Source organism: Pseudomonas sp. LS2P72 (genome assembly GCF_054897865.1).
This window is the reverse complement of the sequence record NZ_CM142708.1, coordinates 885,351-909,159: the sequence shown is the minus strand read 5'-3', so window position 1 is coordinate 909,159 and position 23,809 is coordinate 885,351. Positions and strand designations below refer to the sequence as shown.

22 protein-coding genes are annotated in these 23,809 nt (G+C 60.6%); 6 read left to right on the top strand and 16 right to left on the bottom strand.

The genetic code is table 11. The features are described from left to right. Positions 1–200: 200 nt before the first annotated feature. The gene (locus tag ACYZUA_RS04115; protein ID WP_461962176.1) at positions 201–1,592 is read left to right on the top strand and encodes an L-cystine transporter; all 1,392 of its coding nucleotides are present in this window, start codon (positions 201–203) and stop codon (positions 1,590–1,592) included. A 118-nt stretch (positions 1,593–1,710) separates the two neighbouring features. Here the strand turns inward: ACYZUA_RS04115 and ACYZUA_RS04110 are convergent, their stop codons facing one another. Next, positions 1,711–2,223 carry a dihydrofolate reductase gene (locus ACYZUA_RS04110; RefSeq protein WP_461962175.1) on the bottom strand — a complete coding sequence of 171 codons (513 nt, stop codon included), beginning with the start codon at positions 2,221–2,223 and terminating at the stop codon, positions 1,711–1,713. An 85-nt stretch (positions 2,224–2,308) separates the two neighbouring features. On the opposite strand from ACYZUA_RS04110, the gene ACYZUA_RS04105 reads away from it, so the two are divergent. Both ACYZUA_RS04105 and ACYZUA_RS04100 read left to right on the top strand, forming a co-directional pair. Further along, complete coding sequence (locus ACYZUA_RS04105; protein WP_461962174.1) at positions 2,309–3,688, top strand: DUF2868 domain-containing protein; 1,380 nt, start codon at positions 2,309–2,311, stop codon at positions 3,686–3,688. Beyond that, entirely contained in the window at positions 3,681–5,057 is a 1,377-nt protein-coding gene (locus tag ACYZUA_RS04100; RefSeq protein WP_461962173.1) for a GTPase/DUF3482 domain-containing protein, read from the top strand. Before ACYZUA_RS04105 ends, ACYZUA_RS04100 begins: the two co-directional genes overlap by 8 nt. A gap of 34 nt (positions 5,058–5,091) precedes the next feature. Here the strand turns inward: ACYZUA_RS04100 and ACYZUA_RS04095 are convergent, their stop codons facing one another. The 9 genes from ACYZUA_RS04095 to ACYZUA_RS04055 form a co-directional block, all read right to left on the bottom strand. Continuing rightward, positions 5,092–5,499 (bottom strand): hypothetical protein, encoded by a 408-nt coding sequence (locus tag ACYZUA_RS04095; protein WP_461963869.1) that lies wholly within the window; start codon positions 5,497–5,499, stop codon positions 5,092–5,094. A 23-nt stretch (positions 5,500–5,522) separates the two neighbouring features. Continuing rightward, positions 5,523–6,056, bottom strand: coding sequence for a hypothetical protein (locus ACYZUA_RS04090; protein ID WP_461962172.1), 534 nt, complete (start codon positions 6,054–6,056; stop codon positions 5,523–5,525). A gap of 94 nt (positions 6,057–6,150) precedes the next feature. Continuing rightward, the gene (locus ACYZUA_RS04085) at positions 6,151–6,750 is read right to left on the bottom strand and encodes a phosphonate degradation HD-domain oxygenase (protein WP_461962171.1); all 600 of its coding nucleotides are present in this window, start codon (positions 6,748–6,750) and stop codon (positions 6,151–6,153) included. Further along, positions 6,750–7,883 (bottom strand): TIGR03364 family FAD-dependent oxidoreductase, encoded by a 1,134-nt coding sequence (locus ACYZUA_RS04080; protein WP_461962170.1) that lies wholly within the window; start codon positions 7,881–7,883, stop codon positions 6,750–6,752. Before ACYZUA_RS04080 ends, ACYZUA_RS04085 begins: the two co-directional genes overlap by 1 nt. A gap of 165 nt (positions 7,884–8,048) precedes the next feature. Next, positions 8,049–9,074, bottom strand: coding sequence for a putative 2-aminoethylphosphonate ABC transporter substrate-binding protein (locus ACYZUA_RS04075; RefSeq protein ID WP_461962169.1), 1,026 nt, complete (start codon positions 9,072–9,074; stop codon positions 8,049–8,051). 50 nt (positions 9,075–9,124) lie between these two features. Continuing rightward, the gene (locus ACYZUA_RS04070) at positions 9,125–10,849 is read right to left on the bottom strand and encodes a putative 2-aminoethylphosphonate ABC transporter permease subunit (RefSeq protein WP_461962168.1); all 1,725 of its coding nucleotides are present in this window, start codon (positions 10,847–10,849) and stop codon (positions 9,125–9,127) included. Beyond that, positions 10,849–11,925, bottom strand: coding sequence for a putative 2-aminoethylphosphonate ABC transporter ATP-binding protein (locus tag ACYZUA_RS04065; RefSeq protein WP_461962167.1), 1,077 nt, complete (start codon positions 11,923–11,925; stop codon positions 10,849–10,851). Before ACYZUA_RS04065 ends, ACYZUA_RS04070 begins: the two co-directional genes overlap by 1 nt. Positions 11,926–12,148: 223 nt before the next feature. Continuing rightward, positions 12,149–13,012: a LysR family transcriptional regulator gene (locus ACYZUA_RS04060; protein ID WP_461962166.1), complete on the bottom strand. Its 864-nt coding sequence runs from the start codon at positions 13,010–13,012 to the stop codon at positions 12,149–12,151. Between the two features lie 16 nt (positions 13,013–13,028). Then, complete coding sequence (locus ACYZUA_RS04055; protein ID WP_461962165.1) at positions 13,029–15,293, bottom strand: heavy metal translocating P-type ATPase; 2,265 nt, start codon at positions 15,291–15,293, stop codon at positions 13,029–13,031. 85 nt (positions 15,294–15,378) lie between these two features. Between ACYZUA_RS04055 and cadR the strand changes: the two genes are divergently transcribed. Continuing rightward, on the top strand, positions 15,379–15,828 hold the full coding sequence (gene cadR, locus ACYZUA_RS04050) for a Cd(II)/Pb(II)-responsive transcriptional regulator (protein WP_461962164.1): 450 nt from the start codon (positions 15,379–15,381) through the stop codon (positions 15,826–15,828). Positions 15,829–15,952: 124 nt separating this feature from the next. Here cadR and ACYZUA_RS04045 read toward each other — a convergent pair whose 3' ends face one another. The 3 genes from ACYZUA_RS04045 to ACYZUA_RS04035 form a co-directional block, all read right to left on the bottom strand. Continuing rightward, positions 15,953–16,924 (bottom strand): thymidylate synthase, encoded by a 972-nt coding sequence (locus ACYZUA_RS04045; protein ID WP_033060541.1) that lies wholly within the window; start codon positions 16,922–16,924, stop codon positions 15,953–15,955. A gap of 48 nt (positions 16,925–16,972) precedes the next feature. Beyond that, a complete protein-coding gene (lgt, locus tag ACYZUA_RS04040; RefSeq protein WP_461962163.1) occupies positions 16,973–17,779 on the bottom strand; it encodes a prolipoprotein diacylglyceryl transferase in 807 nt (268 codons plus the stop codon). Between the two features lie 83 nt (positions 17,780–17,862). Next, entirely contained in the window at positions 17,863–18,645 is a 783-nt protein-coding gene (locus ACYZUA_RS04035; protein WP_461962162.1) for a sulfite exporter TauE/SafE family protein, read from the bottom strand. Positions 18,646–18,779: 134 nt separating this feature from the next. Between ACYZUA_RS04035 and ACYZUA_RS04030 the strand changes: the two genes are divergently transcribed. Next, on the top strand, positions 18,780–19,526 hold the full coding sequence (locus ACYZUA_RS04030; protein WP_461962161.1) for an NRDE family protein: 747 nt from the start codon (positions 18,780–18,782) through the stop codon (positions 19,524–19,526). Positions 19,527–19,640: 114 nt separating this feature from the next. Here ACYZUA_RS04030 and ptsP read toward each other — a convergent pair whose 3' ends face one another. Together ptsP and ACYZUA_RS04020 are read right to left on the bottom strand one after the other, a co-directional pair. Further along, positions 19,641–21,920 carry a phosphoenolpyruvate--protein phosphotransferase gene (gene ptsP, locus ACYZUA_RS04025; RefSeq protein WP_056738869.1) on the bottom strand — a complete coding sequence of 760 codons (2,280 nt, stop codon included), beginning with the start codon at positions 21,918–21,920 and terminating at the stop codon, positions 19,641–19,643. 22 nt (positions 21,921–21,942) lie between these two features. Continuing rightward, positions 21,943–22,422: an RNA pyrophosphohydrolase gene (locus tag ACYZUA_RS04020; RefSeq protein ID WP_008150514.1), complete on the bottom strand. Its 480-nt coding sequence runs from the start codon at positions 22,420–22,422 to the stop codon at positions 21,943–21,945. 143 nt (positions 22,423–22,565) lie between these two features. On the opposite strand from ACYZUA_RS04020, the gene ACYZUA_RS04015 reads away from it, so the two are divergent. Next, positions 22,566–23,222, top strand: a complete 657-nt coding sequence (locus ACYZUA_RS04015) for a histidinol-phosphatase (protein WP_461962160.1) — start codon at positions 22,566–22,568, stop codon at positions 23,220–23,222. Between the two features lie 119 nt (positions 23,223–23,341). Here the strand turns inward: ACYZUA_RS04015 and ACYZUA_RS04010 are convergent, their stop codons facing one another. Next, positions 23,342–23,770, bottom strand: a complete 429-nt coding sequence (locus ACYZUA_RS04010; protein WP_461962159.1) for a DUF2269 domain-containing protein — start codon at positions 23,768–23,770, stop codon at positions 23,342–23,344. Between the last annotated feature and the right edge of the window lie 39 nt (positions 23,771–23,809).

Here is a 23,809-nt window from a genome sequence, read left to right as displayed (position 1 = left end):
TAAGTGTGACGCTCCTCGTCTGTCAGCGACCGCTACCGTACCTATTGCGCCAGCTGCATCCCCGTCAGCGACGCTGCCTTATTCCAAAAACGACAGTCCACCGCTGTTTTCGGTATTAATTCATTAAATATCAAGCTGTTAGGATTCCCGGCTCGCAGCTGCCCAGGAAGGCAGCCAGCACAAGTCTTATTGGAGTCTTTATGAATCTGCCGCTGATCCTCAATCTGCTGGTGTTCCTCGCCCTGCTCTTTGGCCTGGCGCAAACCCGTCACACCACGTGGAGCCTGGCGAAAAAAGTTCTGCTCGCGTTGGTGCTGGGCGTGGTCTTCGGTGTGGCTCTGCACACCGTTTACGGTGCCGGCAACCCGGTACTGAAAGCCTCGATCGGCTGGTTCGATCTGGTGGGCAACGGTTACGTGCAGTTGCTGCAAATGATCGTGATCCCGCTGGTGTTCGCCTCGATCCTCAGCGCCGTGGCCCGTCTGCACAACGCCTCGTCGCTGGGCAAAATCAGCTTCCTGACCATCGGCACGCTGTTGTTCACCACCGCCATCGCGGCGCTGATCGGTATCGGTTTGACCAACCTGTTTGGTCTGACCGCCGAAGGCCTGGTGGCCGGCACTCAGGAAATGGCCCGTCTGCAAACCATCCAGACCGACTACGCGGGCAAGGTTGCCGACCTGAATGTGCCGCAGCTGTTGCTGTCGTTCATTCCGCAAAACCCGTTCGCCGACCTCGCTCGCGCGAAGCCGACCTCGATCATCAGCGTGGTGATTTTTGCTGCATTCCTTGGAGTCGCAGCGCTGCAACTGCTGAAAGATGATGTCGAAAAAGGTCAGAAAGTGATCAACGCCATCGACACCCTGCAAGCCTGGGTGATGCGTCTGGTGCGTCTGGTGATGAAGCTGACCCCGTACGGTGTATTGGCGCTGATGACCAAAGTGGTCGCCGGCTCCAACCTGCAGGACATCATCAAACTCGGCAGTTTCGTGGTGGTTTCCTACATCGGGCTGGGCCTGATGTTCGTGATCCATGGCCTGCTGGTGTCGGCGGCCGGGATTAATCCGCTGCGCTTCTTCCGCAAGATCTGGCCGGTGCTGACGTTTGCCTTCACCAGCCGTTCCAGCGCGGCGACCATTCCGCTGAGCATCGAAGCCCAGACCAGCCGTTTGGGTATTCCGCAGTCCATCGCCAGTTTCGCCGCCTCGTTCGGCGCGACGATTGGCCAGAATGGCTGTGCCGGTCTGTACCCGGCGATGTTGGCGGTGATGGTTGCGCCGACTGTCGGCATCAACCCGCTGGACCCTTTGTGGATCGCGACGCTGGTGGCGATTGTGACGCTGAGTTCGGCCGGTGTGGCTGGCGTGGGCGGTGGCGCGACGTTTGCTGCGTTGATCGTGTTGCCGGCGATGGGCTTGCCGGTGTCACTGGTGGCGTTGCTGATTTCGGTTGAGCCGCTGATTGATATGGGCCGTACGGCGTTGAACGTGAGTGGTTCGATAACGGCCGGTGCGATCACCAGCCAGATCATGCAGCAGACCGATAAAGAACGGCTGGATGCGGACGAACATGCGGAGTTGGCTCATGCTTAAATTTTTTAGCGTCTGATCTGGCCTCATCGCCAGCAGGCTGGCTCCTACAGGGGTTTTGCGTGTTCACACAATCCGTGTTTCACCTCAAACTGTGGGAGCCAGCCTGCTGGCGATGCTTTTAGGCCTTTTCCCAAACTTCAAAGTTGTACGCTGGTTTGTCGCCTTCCGCCGGATTCGGCACGTTCGACACCAACGTCCACTCTTTCAAATCAAACTCCGGAAACCACGCATCCCCTTCCGGGCTCAGCGCCACGCGCGTCAAATACAGCCGATCAGCCTGCGCCATCCCCTGCGCATACAATTGCGCGCCGCCAATCAGCATCAGCTCATCGACGCCCTGTTCCCGCGCCCACTCTTCAGCGCGAACAATGGCAGCCTCCAGCGACGGATAAACCTCCGCACCTTCCAACAGCAGATCCGTCTGACGGCTGACCACGATGTTCAAGCGGCCCGGCAACGGGCGACCGAGGGAATCCCAGGTCTTGCGACCCATGATGATCGGCTTGCCGAGGGTGGTGGCCTTGAAGTATTTGAAGTCCCCCGGCAAGTGCCAGGGCATGCTGTTGTCGACGCCGATCACACGGTTTTCACCGAGGGCTGCAATCAGGCTGAGGGGGAGTGATTTAGTCATGCCGGCGAGGATACCAGAGCCTCCCGTACCCCGATAAGCGCCACAGCGGTTATGCTCACCGTTCAATTGAGCGACGGGATGCCGCGTGACTGAACTGACTCCACTGCAAAACCTCTGGCTGACCGAGACGGTGCGCCTGCGTGAAGAACACGCCGGCCCCCTGGATGATCTGGAAGCCAACCGACTGGCCCGCAGCGCCGGTGGTGATCTGCCGACACGCATTCAACGCCGTGCTCTGTGGCTGGCCGAGCGCGACGGGCTGACCAGCGCCCTCAAACATTGGCTGCAAGGTGCGCGGCTGGCGCTGTTGGTGCTGGCTGTTCTCGCCGTCGCCAGCGGCGCCGGCCTGGCGATCGCCGCAATGGGCGACGGACAAACCCCGGTGAATGTGTTCTGGGCCTTGGGCAGTCTGCTCGGGTTGAACCTGATTCTGCTGCTGAGTTGGGCGCTGGGCCTGGTGTTTGCCGGTGAACACGGCACCACCCTCGGCCGCTTATGGTTATGGCTCAGCGAAAAACTCGCTCGCGATGCCAAAGCCGCACAACTGGCCCCAGCCCTGCTGCTTTTGCTGCAACGACAGAAACTCAATCGCTGGGCGGTCGGCGTACTGGTCAACGGTTTGTGGTTGCTGGCGATGCTCAGCGCTCTGGTGATGCTCTTGATACTGATGGCGACCCGGCGTTACGGCTTCGTCTGGGAAACCACACTCCTGGGCGGCGATACCTTCGTCGCCATGACCCAGGCCCTCGGCGCCCTGCCGGCCATGCTGGGTTTCAACGTTCCGACCGTGGAAATGATCCGCGCCAGCGGCGATGCCGCGCTCAACATCGAAAGCGCCCGTCAGGCCTGGGCTACATGGCTGGTCGGCGTGCTGGTGGTCTACGGCGTGTTGCCGCGACTGTTGCTGGCGCTGTTTTGCCTGTGGCGCTGGAAAACCGGGCAAGCGGCATTGCGTCTGGATTTGAACCTGCCCGGTTACGCTCAACTGCGCGAACGGCTGATGCCGACCAGTGAACGCCTGGGCATCAGCGACGCGGCGCCAGAGCAATTGCATCGTATTGAAAGCGGTGTCAGCGACCTGCAAAGCGATGGCGCGTTGTTGGTCGCCATCGAGCTGGACGATCAACGCCCCTGGCCGCCGCAATTACCGAAAACCGTGGGCAACGCCGGGATCCTCGACAGTCGCGAATCGCGGCACAAACTCCTCGAACAGCTGAGCCGTTTCCCCCCGGCCCGACTGGCCATCGCTTGCGATCCGCGACGTTCGCCGGACCGCGGCAGTCTGGCACTGATCGCCGAACTGGCGCGCAACGCCAGCGCCACCCGCGTGTGGCTGCTGCAAGCTCCGCCGGGTGAAGCGCTGGATGCCGAAAGGCTGGGCGACTGGCACGTGGCGCTGCAACAGCTGGACCTGCCGTTCGCCGATTGCGCGCCATTGAACTGGCTGGAGAGCGGTCATGACTAATTCCTGGAAAGCGCCGTTGAAGCTCGCGGTAGTCGGCCACACCAACGTCGGCAAAACCTCGTTGCTGCGAACGCTGACCCGCGATGTCGGTTTCGGTGAGGTGTCCCATCGCCCCAGCACCACACGACACGTCGAAGGCGCACGGTTGTCGGTGGACGGCGAGCCGTTGCTCGATCTCTACGACACCCCCGGTCTGGAAGACGCGATCGCCCTGCTCGACTACCTCGAGCGTCTGGAACGCCCCGGCGAACGCCTTGACGGTCCGGCGCGTCTGGCGCGCTTTCTTGAGGGCAGCGAAGCCCGGCAGCGTTTCGAACAGGAAGCCAAGGTGCTGCGGCAACTGCTGACCTGCGACGCCGGTCTCTATGTGATCGACGCCCGGGAACCGGTGCTGGCCAAGTACCGCGACGAACTGGAAGTGTTGGCCAGCTGCGGCAAACCGCTGCTGCCGGTGCTGAATTTCGTCAGCAGCGCCAACCACCGCGAGCCGGATTGGCGCGAAGCGTTGGCACGTCTGGGTTTGCATGCGCTGGTGCGCTTCGACAGCGTCGCGCCGCCGGAAGATGGCGAACGGCGACTCTATGAGAGCCTCGCGCTGCTGCTGGAAAACGCCCGCCCGCAACTGGAACGCCTGATCGCCGATCAGCAAGCCCAACGCCAGGCCCGGCAACAGAGTGCGGCGCGGCTGATTGCCGAATTATTGATCGACTGCGCCGCGTGCCGACGCAGCGTGGTCAGCGAAGCCGAGCAAGAACAGCAAGCCATCAACGAACTGCGCAAAGCGGTTCGACAACGGGAACAACGCTGCGTCGAAGCGCTGCTCAAGCTCTATGCCTTCCGTCCACAGGACGCGGCGGCCAGTGATCTGCCGCTGCTCGATGGCCGCTGGGGTGACGACCTGTTCAACCCGGAAACCCTGAAACAGCTCGGCGTGCGAGTCGGTGGCGGTATCGCGGCCGGTGCGGCAGCCGGGGCCGGGGTCGACTTGTTGGTGGGCGGGCTGACCCTTGGCGCTGCGGCGCTCGCCGGCGCAATTGCCGGCGGCGCCCTGCAAACCGCGCGCAGTTATGGCAGCCGCTTGCTGGGCAAGATCAAAGGCCAGCGAGAGCTGACCGTCGATGACAGCGTGCTGCGGCTATTGGCATTGCGTCAGCGGCAACTGCTGCAAGCGCTCAATGCGCGTGGACATGCGGCGATGGACAGCATTCAGGTCGCCACACCCCAGGACAAATCCTGGCGCGAAGGCAAACTGCCCGAGGCACTGAACAAGGCTCGGGCGCATCCGCAGTGGTCGTCGCTTAATCCGCATCCGAAGTTGAATCAGGCGGAACGGCAGGAGCAGGTTGAGGTGTTGGCGCAGCAGCTCTGAACCTGATTGTTCCCACTCTCCCGCGTGGGAACGATCAAAAGCCGAGCTTCAAAAATTCTCGCACCAGCGACGCGACTCGTCGCCGATCCGTGCGATCAGCACGCCCGTCGTTGTCCACATCCGAACTCAATATCAGCTCGAAATCCCCATCGTTATCAAGATCACGGGCAGCTGCTTTATAGGCAATCGTCTGCCCTTCATGAAAATGCAGTCGCACCGTTTCCGGCGTGCCATCACCGCCTGGATTTTCCGAGAAGATCCGTAAGTGGCGCTCCTCGCCTTGCCCCTCGTTGTACCAGGCACACTTCAAATACGTCTTGCCGAAGATCTTGAGCCACCGAAGTTCAGCGTCCGTTGCCTCACGCTGTAAATGATCACCTTCAGAAAACCGGTAACGCACGATTCCGTCCTGCCCTGGACCGATCGGCGCTTGGGCGATCACGTTCAAGTAACGCGTCCTCGCGCTCACTTCCATTTGAACTTCAGGTAAGTGGCGCTCAGCAACGACACCAAACCACGGTCCAGTGCATCAATATCGCCATCGTTATCCACATCAAAGTGGATCGACCAGTCCAGAGTGCCGTTGTTATCCGTGTCGTAGGCAGACGCGGTGTAAGCCAGCGTCTTGTCAGTCGGTTTCCCATTGCCTTCGTGAAAGTGCAGACGCACGGTATCCGGGCTGCCATCTTCGGCAAAATCCTCGGCGAAGATCTTCAGATAGCGTTTTGTGGAAGCACCGGGATTGAACCAGTTGAGTTTGAGACAGGCATTGGCGAAGGTTTTCAGCAGACGCTGGTCCACACTGTTTTCCCTGCCGTCATTGGTGACATCGCCCATTTTGTAATCGACGTTGCCATCGGCGTCGAAATCCAGTGCAAAGGCTTTGTTGACCAGGACATCTTCGCCAGGCGTACAAGCAGATTCATAGAACTGCAGCAAAACAGAATCCGGCCGACCGTTGCCGACCCGATCCTGAACGGTAACTTTCAAATAGCGCATGAGCATTCCTTGGCAATTAAAGAAGCTCAAACACTAGCGGCTCGAAAACCTCGTAGCCATGGCTCGACTTCGCCGTGACGAGTAAGGAATTTCGCTAAGCATCCGTCGCAAAAGACGTCTCCGTTGCAGGAGACTTGCTCTTGGCCAACACCGTCGATGCTTTTGCCTTCAACACTTGAAGGTCGATCACCGGCACCCACATGTCCTTCGCCTGCTCATCCCACTGGCGCATCCGCAAACTGACCGCACACAACGGATCCTTCTCGAAGGCTTCAGCCTCGGCTGCGGTCATCACCCCGCCCTGATACTCCAGAGTGCGGCGACTGGCTTCACTCAAGCGCTCGTAGTACCCAGGCTCTTTCAGCGTCAGGTAGCGCTTGGCCTGAACGTGATATTCCACCAGCCGCGCCATGCGTTCGCTGAAACCTGCGCACCGCAAATAGTCGGCGCCCAACCGCTCGTGACTGACCACGCCGAAGCCGCCCATGTTCTCGGCGCTCTCTGCACAGATATGTCCGATGTCATGGAAGAACGCGGCCAGCACCACTTCGTCATCGAAGCCCTCGGCCATGGCCAGTTCGGCGGCCTGGGACATGTGCTCGATTTGCGACACCGGTTCGCCGATGTAATCGCTGTCGCCAAAGCGCTCGTACAGACCGAACACCTCGGCGATCACTTGCTCAGTGCGGTCCATCAACGCTCTCCCAACAACGTCGCCACGTTGCGTTCAGCCATCGCCGGCCCGACGCTCATGCCGACACCGGTGTGCATCAGTGCCACGCTCACACCCGGCATCGGACGCAGGAACGAGAACGGCGCCGGTCCCCGTGAACCATAGACGCCCTGCCAGCGTTCGACCACTTGCACCTTGCAGCCCAACGTCTGCTCGGCCAGTTCAATCATCCAGTTGTCCACTTGCTCGGCATTGAACGGCGACGGGTCGCGGCCGTAATGGTGTGAGTCGCCGATGATCAATTCACCGTGAGGCGTTGGGCTGATCAGCAGGTGAATGCCGTTTTCGTGCAGATGAGGTTCATCAAGCAGAATCTGCGCCTGCACCGCCGCGGCTTCCGGCAGATCGGAGAACGCGCCGTAGTGCACGCAGCTCAAACCGGTGAGCAACGCGTGTTGCAGGTTGAGGTTGATTTGCGGTCGAGCGCGGAGCATTTGCAGGCGGCAGATTTGCGGGTTGAGTTCGGCAATCGGCTCGGCCAGCAAGGTCTGATAGTCGTGACCGGAACAGACCATGATCTGCCCGGCACTGAAGGATCCCGCGGTGCTGTGCAAGCGGCCAGGCTCGATGTCGCGCACGAGTGTGGAGAAGTGAAACGCGACGCCGAGCTCGCGGCGCAGGTAGTCGATCAACGCCGGAATCGCTTCGCGGGAATACAGCTGCTGATCGTCCATGCCGTGCAACGCGGCGCGGTGATGGCTGAATTGGCCGCGGTACAAATCGCGCAATGCAGCGCCGCGTAGCAGGTCGACGCGGTAACCGTGTTCCACGGCGCGACCGGCGCAGAAGGCTTCCAGCAGCTGTTCTTCGGCTTCGGTGCGGGCAAACAGGTACGAGCCGTTGCGCTTGAGTTGCAGGCCGGCGAGTTGTGCCCATTGGCCCCATATTTCGCGACTGGCTTTGGCCAGTTCGAGCATCGGGCCCGGTGGTTGGCCGGTGACCAATGCCTGACCGAAGTTGCGTACCGATGCGCCTAAGGGCGTTTCGCTGCGCTCGAAAACGGTGACTTTCAGACCGCGCTTGGCGGCGGCATAAGCGTGGGACAGGCCGAGGATGCCGGCGCCGACGATCAGCATGTCGTTGTGGTGTGTCATTGAGTTTTGTCCTGAACTCTGTGGCGAGGGGATTTATCCCCGTTGGGCTGCGAAGCGGCCCCAAAACCTGCAACCGAGGTGTATCAGGTACACCGAAGACAACGGTTTTGCGACTGCTTCGCAGCCGAACGGGGATAAATCCCCTCGCCACAAGGTGTGAGTCAGTTACTTGGCGGCCACTTTCTCGGACTTGCCGTCATAGCGCTTGCGCCACTCGGTCAGGATTTCATCGCGATTCTTCGATGCCCAGGCGAAGTCGTTCTTGATCAAACGCTGCTCATAATCTGCCGGCAATTCAGTCTGCGGCTTGGCGATACCCGGTTGCGCGAGCACGGCGAAGTTCTCTTTATAAAGCTCCATCGCCGCCGGGCTGGCGGAGAAGTCAGCCAGTTTCTTCGCGGCCTCTTCGTGCGGCGTGCCCTTGATCACAGCCGTCGCTTCGATCTCCCAGCCCAGGCCTTCTTTCGGCAAGATGATGTCCAGCGGCGCGCCCTGGCGTTTCAACTGAACGGCCGGGTATTCAAAGGAAATGCCGATCGGGAATTCGCCGGCCGCCGCCAATTTGCACGGCTTGGAACCGGAGTGAACGTACTGGCCGATGTTTTGGTGCAGGTCGTCCATGTACTGCCAGCCCTGCTTCTCGCCGAAGGTTTGCAGCCAGGCGCTGACGTCGAGGAAACCGGTGCCGGACGAGGCCGGGTTGGGCATGACGATCTTGCCTTTGTACTCAGGCTTGGTCAGGTCCTGCCAGCTCACGGGCTTGCTCAGGCCCTGCTTTTCGGCTTCGACGGTGTTGAAGCAAATGGTCGCGGCCCAGACGTCCATGCCGACCCAGGCTGGCGGGTTAGCGGCGTCGCGGTAGTTGCCGCCGATCTTGCCCAGGTCCTTCGGCGCGTAGCTTTGCAGCATGCCTTGCTGATCAAGAATTGCCAGGCTCGAGGCCGCCAGACCCCAGACCGCATCAGCCTGCGGGCGGGCTTTTTCGGCCAGCAGTTTGGCGGTGATGATGCCGGTGGAATCGCGCACCCACTTGATCTCGACGTCCGGGTTGGCCTTTTCGAAGGCTTCTTTATAGGTCTTGAGTTGTTCGGCTTCGAGGGCGGTGTACACCATCAACTCGGTTTTCGCCGCGAAGGCGTTCAGGCTGAAAGCGGTGAGGACAGCAGCGGCCAGGGCCAGGGGCTTGAACATGATCTTTTCCTGTTTTGAGTTGAGGGGCTTTCGGTTTTAGGAGCAGCGAATCAATTGCCAGGCGCGGTCTGCCGCCAGGCCTGGGAGCGACGCAGCAAACCGCGCGAGGCCCAGGCCAGCAGCAGGGACACGCCCGCCGAGGTGAACAGAATCAGGGTCGACATCGCTGCCGCGCCGCCGACGTTGCCGGCGTCGTCCATGTTCAGCACTGCCACCGCCGCGAGGATGGTGTCGGGGCTGTAGAGGAAGATCGCCGCCGAAACGGTGGTCATGGCCGAGACGAACAGGTAGCGCACGATGTCCAGCAGCGCCGGCAGGCAGATCGGCACGGTGACGCGCAGGTAATGCCGATACAGCGGCGCCTTGAGCGACAGCGCGGCGGCTTCGAACTCGGCGTCGAGTTGCCGCAGTGCGGTGGTCGCGGTCATTTGCGCGGTGGTCAAATAGTGAGCAATGGTGCAGACCACCAGCAGGGTCATGGTCCCGTAGAGCACATGCAGCGGGTTGCCGGTGAGGTTGAAGAAGAAGACGTAACCCAGGCCCAGCACCAGACCCGGCACCGCCATCGGTACGAAACTGAGCATGCGCAGTGTCAGATTCAGCCCGCGCTGGCCCTTGGTTTTTTCCATCAGGTACGCGCCGGTGAAGATCAGCACGCTGCCGATCAACGCCGTGCACAACGCCATCTTCACGCTGTTGCCATAGGCCAGCCAGCCGCCGCCCGCCGTGTCGTTGAACTGGTAATGGTTGAGCGAGAGCGACAGGTTGTACGGCCAGAACTTCACTAATGACGAATACACCGCCATGCCGAACACCAGCAGCAACACCGCGCAGATCAGCAGCACGATCGCCAGGTAGCAGCCGTCTCGCAATTTCGACGGCACCGGTTGAAACACTTGCGCCCGACCGCTCATGGAGTCGCCTTGACGCCGACGCAGCCAAGCGTCGACACCGAAGCTGAACAGCGCTGGCAGCAGCAGGACCATGCCGATCAACGCGCCGCGACCGAATTGTTGCTGGCCAACCACGGCTTTGTAGGCTTCCAGCGCCAGCACTTGATAATCGCCACCGACCACCACGGGCACGCCGAAGTCGGTGATGGTCAAAGTGAACACCAGACAGAACGCCGCGAACACAGCCTGACGGGTTGCCGGCCAAGTGATGCTGCGAAAGGCCTTCGCCGGACTCGCGCCCATGCTGGAGGCCGCATCGAACAGTCGCGCATCCGCCAGGGACAGCGCCGACAGCAGAATCATCAAGGCGTGTGGGAAGGTGTAGATGACCTCACCGAGAACAATCCCCCAGAAGCCGTAGATATTGTCCGAGAGCAAACCGCGCAGCATGCCTTGGTTGCCGAACAGATAAACCAGCGCAATACCCGGCAACATTGATGGCGCCATCAGTGGCAACAGCGACATGCCGCGCCAGATGCCTTTGCCTGGAATCAATGTGCGTTGCAGGGCGTAGGCAAACAGGTAGGCCAGCGGTACGACAATCGCTGCGACGCTGAGGGAAACCTTCAGGCTGTTGCCGAGCAACCAGTGGAAATTGGCACTGGTCACCAATTCACGGGCGGCCACCAGACCGCCGCCCTGCCCGGCTTCCGAGCTGAAACCGCGCCAGAAGATCGCCAGCAACGGCATCAGTACCGCGACGCCGAGCAACACCAGCAACAGGACCTTGCCGCCGACCACGAACACCCGGTCGCCGATTTCGGCACGGGAGGTCTGCCGAACCTGCTTGTGCGGTATCGGCAGCGCGAGGTTCGCGCTCATCAGGCAAACACCTGCAGGCTGCGCGGCGGCAAGGCGACCATGATCTGCTGGGCGCCGAGGCGCGGCATGGCTTCCGGTGCCAGTTCCGCGAGCAATGCGTGGCCTGGCAGTTGATCGAGTTCGAAGCTCATGCGGCAACGGTTGCCGAGGAAGGTGATTTCACGAACCTTGGCCGGGAACAGGTTTTCTTCATGCACGGGCGGATTGACGTTGATCGCTTCCGGGCGGCAGAACAAACGTCCGGACGCGGTTTTGGCGCTGCCGTCGGCCAGGCGCATGTTCATCCCGCCAACTTGAGCATGGCTGTCGCTGCTGCGCTGGAATGGCAGCCAGTTTCCCTGGCCGACGAACTCCGCCACAAACGGTGTCGCCGGGCGGTCGTAGATCTCCTGTGGCGTGGCGTATTGCTCGACCTTGCCGTTGTTCATCACGGCGATGCGGTCGGCCATCAGCATGGCTTCGTCCTGATTGTGGGTGACCATCAGGGTGGTGATGCCGAGGTTGCGCTGCAGTTGGCGCAGTTCGGTGCACAGATGCTCGCGAACCCGGGCGTCGAGGGCCGACATCGGTTCGTCCAGCAGCAGCAACGAAGGCGCCGGCGCCAGGGCCCGAGCCAGTGCGACGCGCTGCTGTTGGCCGCCGGACAATTGGCCGGGGTACTTTTTCTCACTGCCGATCAGGCCGACAAGCTCCAGCATCTGACCGACACGCTTGCGCACTTCATCGCGACCACTGCCGGCGAGGCCGTAGGCGATGTTCGCTTCGACGGTGAGATTGGGAAACAGCGCGTAGGACTGGAACAGAATGCCGTAGTCCCGAGCCTGGGGCGCCAGGTTGGAAACATCGCGATCACCGAGGTACAACTCGCCGCTGTCCTGTTTCTCAAGACCGGCGATACAGCGCAGCAAGGTGGTTTTGCCACAACCCGACGGACCCAGCAAACACACCAGTTCACCGGCCGCCACGTCGAGGGAAACGTTATCCAGCGCGGTAAAGGCGCCGAAGCGTTTCTGCACGCCGCGCACTTTCATCGGGGCGCCGGGGTTGGTCAGGGCAGTTGCGATCGAGTGGTTCATGGACAGGCCTCATCAAGCAGATGAAGGCCATCCTGGACTTGTAATGCGTCCGTCATGTGGCAGTGAGGCAAAAACGGCTGATAGTGGTATTCAGGGATTTTGGTTGAAGTCATGCGGTGCCTGAACTGACGCCATCGCGGGCAAGCCTTGCTCCTACAGTTGACCGCATTCCCCTGTGGGAGCGAGCCTGCTCGCGATGAAGCCAGCACAAGCAATAGAGATATCAGGCCGGGGCCATTTCCTGCGCCAACCCCAGAAACGCCGCTGGCAGCCGCGCGCCTTTTCGCTCTTTGAGGCAGTACAAATACTCGGGAATCTGCGGCGCATTCTCGATGGTCAGCACGCGCAGTTGCGGATCATGCGGTACTTCCTGTCGGGCAATGATGCTGATGCCGATGTTGCGCAACACCGCCTCACGGATCGACTCACGGCTGCCAATCTCCAGCAGCGGACCGAAACTCACCCCGGCGCTGGCCAGCAATTCCTCGGTCAGGCGTCGAGTGGTCGAACCCGACTCGCGCATCAACAACGTATGCCCGGCCAATGCACTGAGCGGTACATGGTCGTGAACCGCCAGCGGATGATTGCGATGCACCGCCAGCACCAGCGGATCGCTGCCGAGCACCCGGCGAATCAGCCGCGCATCCTCCAGTAATTGCGAAGACGCCGCGACATCCACCCGGTAATCCTCCAGCGCTTCAAGCACCTGCTGGGAGTTGCCGATTTCCACCGACACTTCAACTTGCGGCAAGCGCTCGCGAAAGGTCTTCACCAGATCGAGGATGTAGTAAGGCGCCGTGGCCGCAATGCGCAACGTGCCTTGGACCTGGCCGCTGTTACGCAGGAAAAACTCGATGTCGGCTTCCTGCTGCAACAGCGTCTTGACCATCGGCAGCAACCGCGCGCCTTCATCGCTGACGCTGAGGCGGCGACCGCCACGGTAGAACAGCTCAACCGAATACTGACTTTCCAGATTGCGAATCTGCGTGGTCACGGTGGGTTGGCTCAGGCCGAGTTTTTTCGCCGCCAGGGTAATGCTGCCCAGGCGGGCAACCATGTAAAACGCCTTTAGCTCGGCACTCAGCACACCCTTTCCTCATCGCTTATTTGCGCAGCAGGCGCAAACCGTTAAACACCACCAACAGGCTCACGCCCATGTCGGCGAACACCGCCATCCACATGGTGGCGATCCCGGCGAAGGTTACCCCAAGAAAGATCGCTTTGATGACCAATGCCAGGGCAATGTTCTGTTTGAGGATGCGTGCGGTTTGCCGGGACAGCCGGATGAAGGCCGGGATCTTGCGCAGATCGTCGTCCATCAGGGCGACATCAGCGGTTTCGATGGCGGTATCGGTACCGGCCGCTGCCATGGCAAAACCGATCTCGGCTCGCGCCAGCGCCGGAGCATCGTTGATGCCGTCGCCGACCATGCCGACGTTATGGCCCTGTGCATAAAGGGCGTCGATGGCTTGCAGCTTGTCAGTCGGCAGCAAATCGCCCTTGGCCTCGTCGATGCCGACTTGCGCGGCAATCGCCTGAGCGGTGTGGACGTTGTCGCCGGTCAGCATCAGGGTCTTGATGCCCAGATCGTGTAGTTGCTGGATCGCCTCGCGGCTGGACTCTTTCACGGTGTCGGCCACGGCGAACAGCGCCAATGGGCCGGATTTGTCGAGCAGCAGCACCACGGACTTGCCCTGTTTCTCCAGTGCGAACAGCTTTTCTTCCAGTTCGGGCGAGCACAGGTTCAGTTCTTCCACTAACCGGTGGTTGCCCAAGTGGTAAACCTGACCATTGATTTCGCCGCGCACACCGCGACCGGCCAGCGCCTCAAAGTTATCCACAATCAGCGGTGCGAGTTGTTTATCCACAGCCGCGTTGGCAATGGCCAAGGACACCGGGTGATCGGAGCGACCGGCCAGCGCTACTGCAATCGCCGGGGCTGATTCGTCCGCGGTCGGATCAAGCGACAGGTAATCGGTCTGCACCGGTTTGCCGTGTGTGATCGTGCCGGTCTTGTCCAAGGCCAGGTAATCGAGCTTGTAACCACCCTCCAGATAGACGCCGCCCTTCACCAGAATACCTTTGCGCGCCGCCGCCGCGAGGCCGCTGACGATGGTCACCGGGGTGGAAATCACCAGCGCGCATGGGCACGCAACCACTAACAACACCAACGCCCGGTAGATCCAGTCGAACCACAGCGCACCCATAAACAGTGGCGGAATCACCGCCACCGCGAGCGCCAGAATGAACACTGCGGGCGTATAGATTTTCGAGAAGCTGTCGACAAAACGCTGGGTCGGTGCCCGCGCGCCCTGGGCCTGTTCCACGGCGTGGATGATTCGTGCCAGGGTCGAGTTGTTGGCCGCTGCGGTTACCGTGTATTCCAGGGAACCGGCCTGGTTGATGGTGCCGGCGAAAACTTTATCGCCGATGGTCTTCTCCACTGGCAGGCTTTCACCGGTGATCGGCGCCTGATCGATGGTCGAACTGCCCGACACCACTTCACCGTCCAGACCGATCCGCTCACCCGGACGCACTCGAACACGTGCGCCCAACTCGATGGTTTTAACGTCCAGCTCGATCCAACTGCCGTCGGCCTGCTGCACCGTGGCCTGTTCCGGGGTCATCTGCATCAGGCCGCCGATAGCGTTGCGCGCCCGGTCCAGGGATTTGGCCTCGATCAACTCGGCCACGGTGAACAGGAACATCACCATCGCTGCTTCCGGCCACTGACCGATCAGGATCGCGCCGGTCACCGCGATGCTCATCAGTGCGTTGATGTTCAGGTTGAGGTTTTTAAGTGCGATCCAGCCCTTTTTATAGGTGCCGAGGCCGCCGCTGAGGATCGAAATCAACGCGATGACTGCTACAACCCAGTTCGGCGCAGCGTTGGTGAAGTGGATCACTTCGGCGACCAGTGCGCCAACACCGGACAGCGCCAGGGGCCACCAGGGCTTTTTCTCGGGGGCCGGCGCTGGCGGTTCAGCGCCCTGCTCCAGCGGCTCGGCCTGCATGCCGAGGGACTTGATCGCGTCGATGATCGGCGCGGTGTTCGGCAGGTCATGGGTGACGCCCAACACGCGGTTGATCAGGTTGAATTCCAGTTGCTGCACGCCGACGAGTTTGCCGAGTTTGTTCTCGATCAGCGTCTGCTCGGTCGGGCAATCCATGGCGTCGATGCGAAAACTGCTCAGCCGCGCGCCAGCCGTTGGGGTTTCGCTGAGTTTGATCAGCGAAGGTGCCGCCACTTTGGACGAACAGCAGGATTCCCCGTGGCCGCCGTGGTCATGCTTCTTCTGCACAGGCTGCAGCTTGTGATCGTGATCATGCCCGTCTTCGGGTTTGTGCGTGTGAAGGGAATCGCTCATTGGGTCGCGTCCATAAAGGTGCCTGTTGCCAAGTAAAGACCCTGTAGCCACTATAGGGTCAAGCACCCTTTTGGAGATTGCCGTCATGAAGATCGGAGAACTGGCCAAACTCACCGACTGCGCCGTGGAAACCATTCGCTACTACGAGCGCGAAAACCTGTTGCCGGAACCGGCCCGCAGCGACGGCAACTACCGCGTCTACACCCAGGCCCATGCCGAGCGTCTGACTTTCATCCGCAACTGCCGCACCCTCGACATGACCCTGGAAGAAATCCGCAGCCTGCTGGCCCTGCGCGACAGCCCGCAGGATCAGTGTGAAAGCGTGAATGCGCTGATCGACGAACACATTCATCACGTCAAGGCGCGGATTGATGGGTTGATGGCGTTGCAGACACAACTGCTCAACCTGCGCCAACGTTGCAGCGAAGGGCCGGATATCGATCAGTGCGGGATTTTGCAGCGGTTGGAGGTGAGTGGCGGGGTTGTGGCGACGGAGGTTGCGCATTCCCATGTTGGCCGCAGTCACGGCCACTGAAAACACCACAAAACCCTGTAGGAGCCGAGCTTGCTCGCGATGGCGGCAGCACATTCAACATTGATGTGTCTGACAAACCGCTATCGCGAGCAAGCTCGGCTCCTACAGGGTCAGCGGTAGTTCTTTAGACCGCCATCGGCGCGGTCATTGGGGCGTGGTGCTCGTAGCCTTCCAGCGAGAAATCGCTCGGCTCGATCAACTCCAGCCATTCCGGCTGATACACACCGGTCTTGGCAAATTCCGGCACACGATCACTGATCACCAGTTTCGGCATCGGGAACGGCTCACGCTTGAGCTGTTCGTTCAGCATGTCCAAGTGGTTTTCATAGACGTGGGCATCACCGATGAAATAGGTGAACCAGCGCGGTGTGTAGCCGGTCAGGCGACCGATCAGGCTCAGCAGCGCGGCGCCTTCGGTGAGGTTGAACGGCGTGCCCAGACCCAAATCATTGGAGCGGATGTACAGAGTCAAAGAGATCTCTTTGGTCTCCACATTCGGGTGGAACTGGTACAACAAATGGCACGGCGGCAAAGCCATTTCATCAAGTTGGGCAACGTTCCAGCCGTGGAACAGAATGCGGCGGCTGCCCGGGTCTTTGATGATGGTGTCGACGCACTGGCGGATCTGGTCGATCGCCTTGTACAGCACCACGTAGGCCTGACCGTCCTCTTCGCCTTCGGCGATCTGGCGATAACCTTGGCTCAGGGTCTGTTCGATGGCGGCTTGATTGCTGACCGGGATCTGCTTGTACGCCGGCCATTTGCGCCATTGCACGCCGTAGATCTCGCCGAGGTCGTCTTCGCCCTGACGGAACGGGTTGGCCAGCCACTGGGCGTTTTCGTTGGCGTTCTGGTCCCAGACCTTGCAGCCCAGCGCACGGAACTCGGCGGCGTTGTTCACCCCGCGCAGAAAACCACACATCTCGCCGATGGCCGATTTGAAGGCCATTTTGCGGGTGGTGATCGCCGGGAAACCTTCCTTCAGGTCATAACGCAGCATCGCGCCAGGGAAGCTGATGGTGTTCACACCAGTGCGGTTGGCCTGCTTGGTGCCGTTCTTGATGACGTGGGCGACCAGTTCGAGATATTGCTTCATGAGTTACCTGTGTCCTTGAACCCGGGGCCGTCGCCCCGGGGTTCGAATTTATACAGCCGCCGCTGGAGCCGCCGGTGCACGGCGATACGCCAACCAGATCAGGAACAGACCGCCGAGGATCATCGGTACGCACAGTACCTGACCCATGGTCAGCCAGTTCCAGGCCAGATAGCCCAGTTGCGCGTCCGGTACGCGGACGAATTCGACGATGAAACGGAAGATGCCATAGAACAGCGCGAACATCCCGGACACCGCCATGGTTGGCCGCGGCTTGCGCGAGAACAACCAGAGAATAGCGAACAGCGCCACGCCTTCGAGCGCGAACTGGTACAGCTGCGACGGGTGACGCGCCAGTTGCTCTGGATCGGTCGGAAAGACCATCGCCCAAGGCACATCGGTGGCCTTGCCCCACAACTCGGCGTTGATGAAGTTGCCGATACGTCCGGCGCCCAGACCGATCGGCACCATCGGTGCGACGAAGTCCATCAGCTGGAAGAACGACTTGCCGTTCTTTTTACCGAACCACAACGCGGCCAACATCACGCCGATGAACCCGCCGTGGAACGACATGCCGCCCTTCCATACTTCAAAAATCAGCAGCGGGTTGGCGAGGTAAGCGTGCAGATCGTAGAACAGCACATAGCCCAAGCGGCCGCCGAGAATGACCCCCATCGACATCCAGAACACCATGTCAGAGAGCTTCTCTTTGCTCCAGGTCGGGTCGAAGCGGTTCAGTCTGCGCGATGCCAGCAGCCAGGCGCCGCCGATGCCGATCAGGTACATCAAGCCGTACCAGTGGATTTTCAGCGGACCGATGGCCAATGCCACCGGGTCGATCTGCGGGTAAGGCAGCATTGCGACTCCTCGTTAGAGTTGAAACTTTCAAAATTCCCGGGCGACGCTGTCACCTCAGGATTAAGCCAGGATTGCGTTGCAAGTCAGAGTAGAAAATTCAAACCCACGCAGAACAGCAAAGCGGCGAACAGTCTTTTCAGGACCTTCGGCGACAGGCTGTGGGCCAGTCGTGCGCCGAGTCGGGCGAAGAACATGCTGGTCAGGGCGATCCCCAGCAACGCCGGCAAATAAATAAAACCGAGACTATGGGCCGGCAGCAATGGATCGTGCCAGCCCAGAATCATGAAAAATAATGCGCTGGACAAGGCAATCGGCAGGCCACAGGCGGATGAAGTCGCCACGGCTTGCTGCATCGGTACGCTGCGCCAGGTCAGGAACGGCACCGTCAGCGAGCCGCCGCCAATCCCGAAAATCGCCGAGGCCCAGCCAATCACAGTGCCGGCCACGGTCAGACCGACTTTACCCGGCACCGTTCGGCTGGCCTTGGGTTTGACGTCCAGCGCCAGCTGCGCAGCGATAACCAGCGCGAAGACGCCAATGATTTTCTGCAGGTTGGGCCCGGAGATCGCTTCAGCCGTCAGCGCGCCGAAACCGGCACCGATGAGAATACCGAGGGTCATCCAGGCAAAAATCGGCCAACGTACGGCGCCGCGGCGATGGTGCTCGCGAATCGCATTGACCGACGTAAAGATGATCGTCGCCAGCGAGGTGCCGACTGCCAGATGCGTCAGGATCGAGGCATCAAATCCCTGCAAGGTGAAACTGAACACCAGCACCGGGACAATGATGATCCCGCCGCCTACCCCGAACAGCCCGGCCAGCACGCCCGCACAGGCGCCCAGCGCCAGATAGAGCAGAAATTCCATGGCCACATCCCCAAGCATCCCGATTCAGGAGCGGCATGGTAACGGATGCATGGCCTCGGGCTCCACTGTGGATGGCGATGGATCGATGAACGATGTCTGCGTAGAGTGAGTAAAAAACACACAAGGACTACCTTATGTGCCTGATTGTTTTCGCCTGGCGACCGGGTCACGCCCTGCCGCTGATCGTGGCGGCCAACCGCGACGAATTCTACGCCCGGCCCAGCCTGCCCCTGGCGCAATGGCCCGAAGCACCGCACGTGCATGCCGGTCGCGATCTGGAGGCTGGGGGCACCTGGCTCGGGGTTGGCGCCAATGGACGCTTCGCCGCACTGACCAATATCCGCGACCCGCATCAGCCGCCCGCACGCAAGTCACGAGGGGAGCTGGTGGCGCGATTCCTTAGCGGGGATATGCCGATAGATGACTATTTGAGCGATGTTGTTGCACGTTCGCTGGAATACGCCGGATTTAACCTGCTGATCGGCAATGCCAACGAACTGTGGCACTTCAATGCCCGGGAGACTGAGGCGGTGATGCTGCCACCGGGGGTTTATGGGTTGTCGAACGCGGGGCTGGATACGCCGTGGCCGAAACTGCTCAAGGCACGGGCAGCGCTGGAGGAAGTGCTGGACGATCCGCAGCCCCAGGCTTTATTGGCGTTGCTGAATGATCCGCAGGTGGCGCCATTTGCCGAATTGCCGGATACCGGGGTCGGGTTGGCCACCGAGACATTGCTGTCGAGTGTGTTTATTGCCAGTCCGACTTATGGGACGCGAGCGAGTACGGCGCTGATTGTTCAGGCGGATGGGACGCGGTGGATGGTTGAGCGGAGTTTTGGGCCGTATGGCGGGCATTTGGGGGAGGTAGAGATCAGGGTTTAGATTGGTGTTGTCAGGGCCGGCCCCATCGCGAGCAGGCTCGCTCCCACAGGGGATTTGCGTCGATCACAAATCAAATGTGGGAGCGAGCCTGCTCGCGATGAGGCCATCAGCCTTTTAGAGAGTCTTCGCCGAAGCCGGATTAATCATCCGCGCCAACCCAAGGTTCTTCAGCGCCAGTTGCAGCGAGCTGTGGATAACTTGCGGGTTATCGATGGTCATCAACTCGGCGAGCAATTCCTTGGCCTTGCTCAGGTTGATCTGACGCAGCATCCACTTCACTTTCGGCAAGTTGGTGGCGTTCATCGACAGGCTGTCGAAACCCATCGCCATCAACAGCACCGCCGCCGCCGGGTCACCGGCCATCTCACCGCAGATGCTCACTGGCTTGCCTTCGGCATGAGCGTCACGCACCACACTCTGAAGGGCTTGCAGCACCGCTGGGTGCAGGTAGTCGTAAAGGTCGGCTACCCGCGGGTTGTTTCGATCCACCGCCAACAAGTACTGGGTCAGGTCGTTGGAGCCGACCGACAGGAAGTCCACTTGCCGCGCCAGTTCCTTGGTCTGATAAACCGCCGCCGGAATTTCGATCATCACGCCGATCGGCGGCATAGGCACGTCGCAGCCTTCGTCGCGGACTTCGCCCCAGGCCCGGTGAATCAGGTGCAGGGCCTCTTCCAGTTCGTGAGTGCCGGAGATCATCGGCAGCAGGATCCGCAGGTTGTTCAAGCCTTCGCTGGCCTTGAGCATGGCGCGGGTCTGCACCAGGAAAATTTCCGGGTGGTCGAGCGTGACGCGAATGCCGCGCCAGCCTAGGAACGGGTTGTCTTCCTTGATCGGGAAGTACGACAGCGACTTGTCGCCGCCGATGTCCAGGCTGCGCATGGTCACCGGTTGCGGGTGGAACGCGGCGAGTTGCTCGCGGTAGATCGCCAACTGCTCCTTTTCGCTCGGGAACCTCTGGTTGATCATGAACGGCACTTCGGTGCGGTACAGACCGACGCCTTCAGCGCCACGCTTCTGCGCTCGCGCCACGTCCGCCAGCAGGCCGGTGTTGACCCACAGCGGCATGCGGTGGCCATCGAGGGTCACGCACGGCAAGTCCCGCAGTGCGTCCAGCCCGAGGGCCAGTTGTTTCTCTTCCTCGACCACTTCGGCGAACTGCTTGCGCAGCACTTCGCTGGGGTTGGTATAGACCTCGCCGTGGTAGCCATCGACGATCATCTGGATGCCGTCGACCTTGGAATACGGCAAGTCGACCAGGCCCATCACCGTCGGGATACCCATGGCTCGCGCCAGGATCGCCACGTGGGAGTTGCCGGAACCGAGTACCGAGACCAGACCGACCAGCTTGCCTTCCGGCACCTCGCCGAGCATTGCCGGCGTCAGTTCTTCGCTGATCAGGATGGTGTTGTCGGGGTAGACCAGGGTCTGCTGACGCTCTTCCTGCAGATAAGCCAGCAAGCGCCGACCAAGGTCTTTGACGTCGGAGGCGCGCTCACGCAGGTAGGCGTCGTCCATCAATTCGAAGCGGTTGACGTGCTCGGTGACCACCTGACGCAACGCGCCCTGGGCCCACTGACCGGTCTTGATCACGGTGGTGATTTCACTGCCAAGCGAGGCATCGTCGAGCATCATCAAATAGACATCGAACAGCGCGCGCTCTTCCGGACGCAACTGGTTCGCGAGCTTGGCGGACAAGGCGCGCATGTCGGCGCGCACGCCTTCGATGGCGGTCTTGAACAGCCCGAGCTCGGCGGTGATGTCGGTGATGGTTTTGTCGGGCACCACGTCCAGATCGGCCGGCGGCAGCATGACCACCGCGGTACCGACCGCCGCACCCGGCGAACCCGGTACGCCGATGAACTTGGCTTCCTGAATGCCTTTGCCCTGACGGCCCAGGCCCCGGATCGAACCGGTGGCTTCGGCGTGGGCGATAACGCCGGCGAGCTGCGCGCTCATGGTCACGAGGAAGGCTTCTTCACCTTCGTCGAACTGGCGACGTTCTTTTTGCTGAATGACCAACACGCCGACGACGCGGCGGTGGTGAATGATCGGCGCCCCGAGGAATGAGGCGTAGCGCTCTTCACCGGTCTCGGCGAAGTAGCGGTAGCGCGGGTGATCCGCGGCGTTTTCGAGGTTCAGGGGTTCTTCACGCGTGCCGACCAGGCCGACCAGACCTTCGTTGGGTGCCATGCTGACTTTGCCGATCGAGCGCTTGTTCAAGCCCTCGGTGGCCATCAGCACGAAGCGGTTGGTCTCAGGGTCAAGCAGATAGACCGAGCAGACCTGGCTGCCCATGGCCTCTTTGACGCGCAACACAATAATCCCCAACGCCGCCTTGAGATCCTTGGCGGAGTTAACTTCCTGGACGATCTTGCGCAGCGTATTGAGCATGGCTCGGGGTCGAACTCCGTCGTCAGTCGCGCGATAAAAGGCGCGGGGCAAGCTCTTTGAGAGCGCGTCGATACACTTCGCGCTTGAATGTCACCACCTGGCCCAACGGATACCAATAACTGACCCAGCGCCAGCCATCGAATTCCGGTTTACCGGTCAAATCCATCCGCACCCGCTGCTCGTTGGAGACCAGGCGCAGGAGAAACCATTTCTGTTTCTGGCCGATGCACAGCGGTTGGCTGTGCGTCCTGACCAGACGTTGCGGCAAACGATAGCGCAACCAGCCCCGGGTGCAGGCGAGAATTTCAACATCTTCGCGCTCCAGGCCCACTTCTTCGTTCAACTCGCGGTACAAGGCGTCTTCCGGCGTCTCCTGGGGGTTGATCCCGCCCTGTGGAAACTGCCAGGCATCTTGATTGATACGGCGAGCCCATAGCACCTGTCCGGCATCATTCGTGAGAATGATCCCGACATTGGGGCGGAAACCATCGGGGTCGATCACGGCAACAACCTCGCAAACGCATGTCGCCGCATTGTTCCACAAAGGTTGTGAAAGCAGCAACGAGCCGGTCTACCTTATGTGCACTCTTGTGAAAAGTCCGTATTCTGGACGCCTTTCTACAGACTTTTCAGCGAGTAACTGCAATGCGGCTGGCTTTATTCGACTTGGACAACACGCTCTTGGGCGGTGACAGTGACCACGCCTGGGGCGATTACCTGTGCGAACGCGGCTTCCTCGACGCCGTCGCCTACAAGGCGCGCAACGATGAGTTCTATCAGGATTACCTGGCCGGCAAGCTGGATAACGACGCTTACCTGAATTTCTGCCTGGAAGTGCTCGGCCGCACCGAGATGGCTACACTGGATCAATGGCATCTGGATTACATGCGCGATTGCATTGAGCCGATTATGTTGCCCAAGGCTATCGAACTGCTGGCCAAGCACCGCGAGGCGGGTGACAAACTGGTGATCATCACCGCCACCAACCGTTTTGTTACCGGGCCGATTGCCCAGCGTCTGGGCGTCGAAACCCTGATCGCCACGGAATGTGAAATGGTTGATGGCCGCTACACCGGGCGCAGCACCGACGTCCCGTGCTTCCGTGAAGGCAAGGTGACGCGGTTGAATCGTTGGCTGGAAGAGACCGGGTATTCGTTGGAGGGCAGCTATTTCTATAGCGACTCGATGAATGATTTTCCGCTGCTGCAGCAGGTGACGCATCCGGTTGCGGTCGATCCGGACCCGAATCTGCGTGCTGAAGCCGAGAAGCGTGGCTGGCCGGTCATTACTCTGCGCGACTGACATCGCCATCGCGGGCAAGCCTTGCTCCTACAGGTTTGGTGTCGTGCCGAAACTCGACGACCGACACGGTCCTGTAGGAGCAAGGCTTGCCCGCGATGGGGTCAACCCGGTTTCAAGCCTTAAACAGGCTTGGCACCCATCAACCCCGCAATGGCGATAAAGCAGACAAAACTGAACAACGCCAAGGCAAAGGTAAATTTCCCATTGCCCGCTGTCGGTGCCTTGCGCAGTTTGTTAAGCCGCACCAGCAACCAGAACCAGCCCAACGCCGCCACGGTGTAAAGCACACTGGACGCCAGCAACCACGTCTGCCCCAACGGCCAGCCCACCAGATGCACCATCCACCATCCCGTGAATGGCATGCTCAGCAATGCCAGGCCCATCAGCAGCCAGATAAACACCCGCGGACGTTGCAACGTGCGCGCGTGAGCCGTTGCGTCACCGTTGCGTCGCGTGCGCCAGACCCAGATCGCCAGACCCAGTGCGCTGACCAGCAGCAACACCGTCGCCACCATATGAGCGACTTTCAGGGCGGTTAACGTTTCCATTGTTCGATTTCCTTATGGTCTGGCCATCAGCGTAGCCGC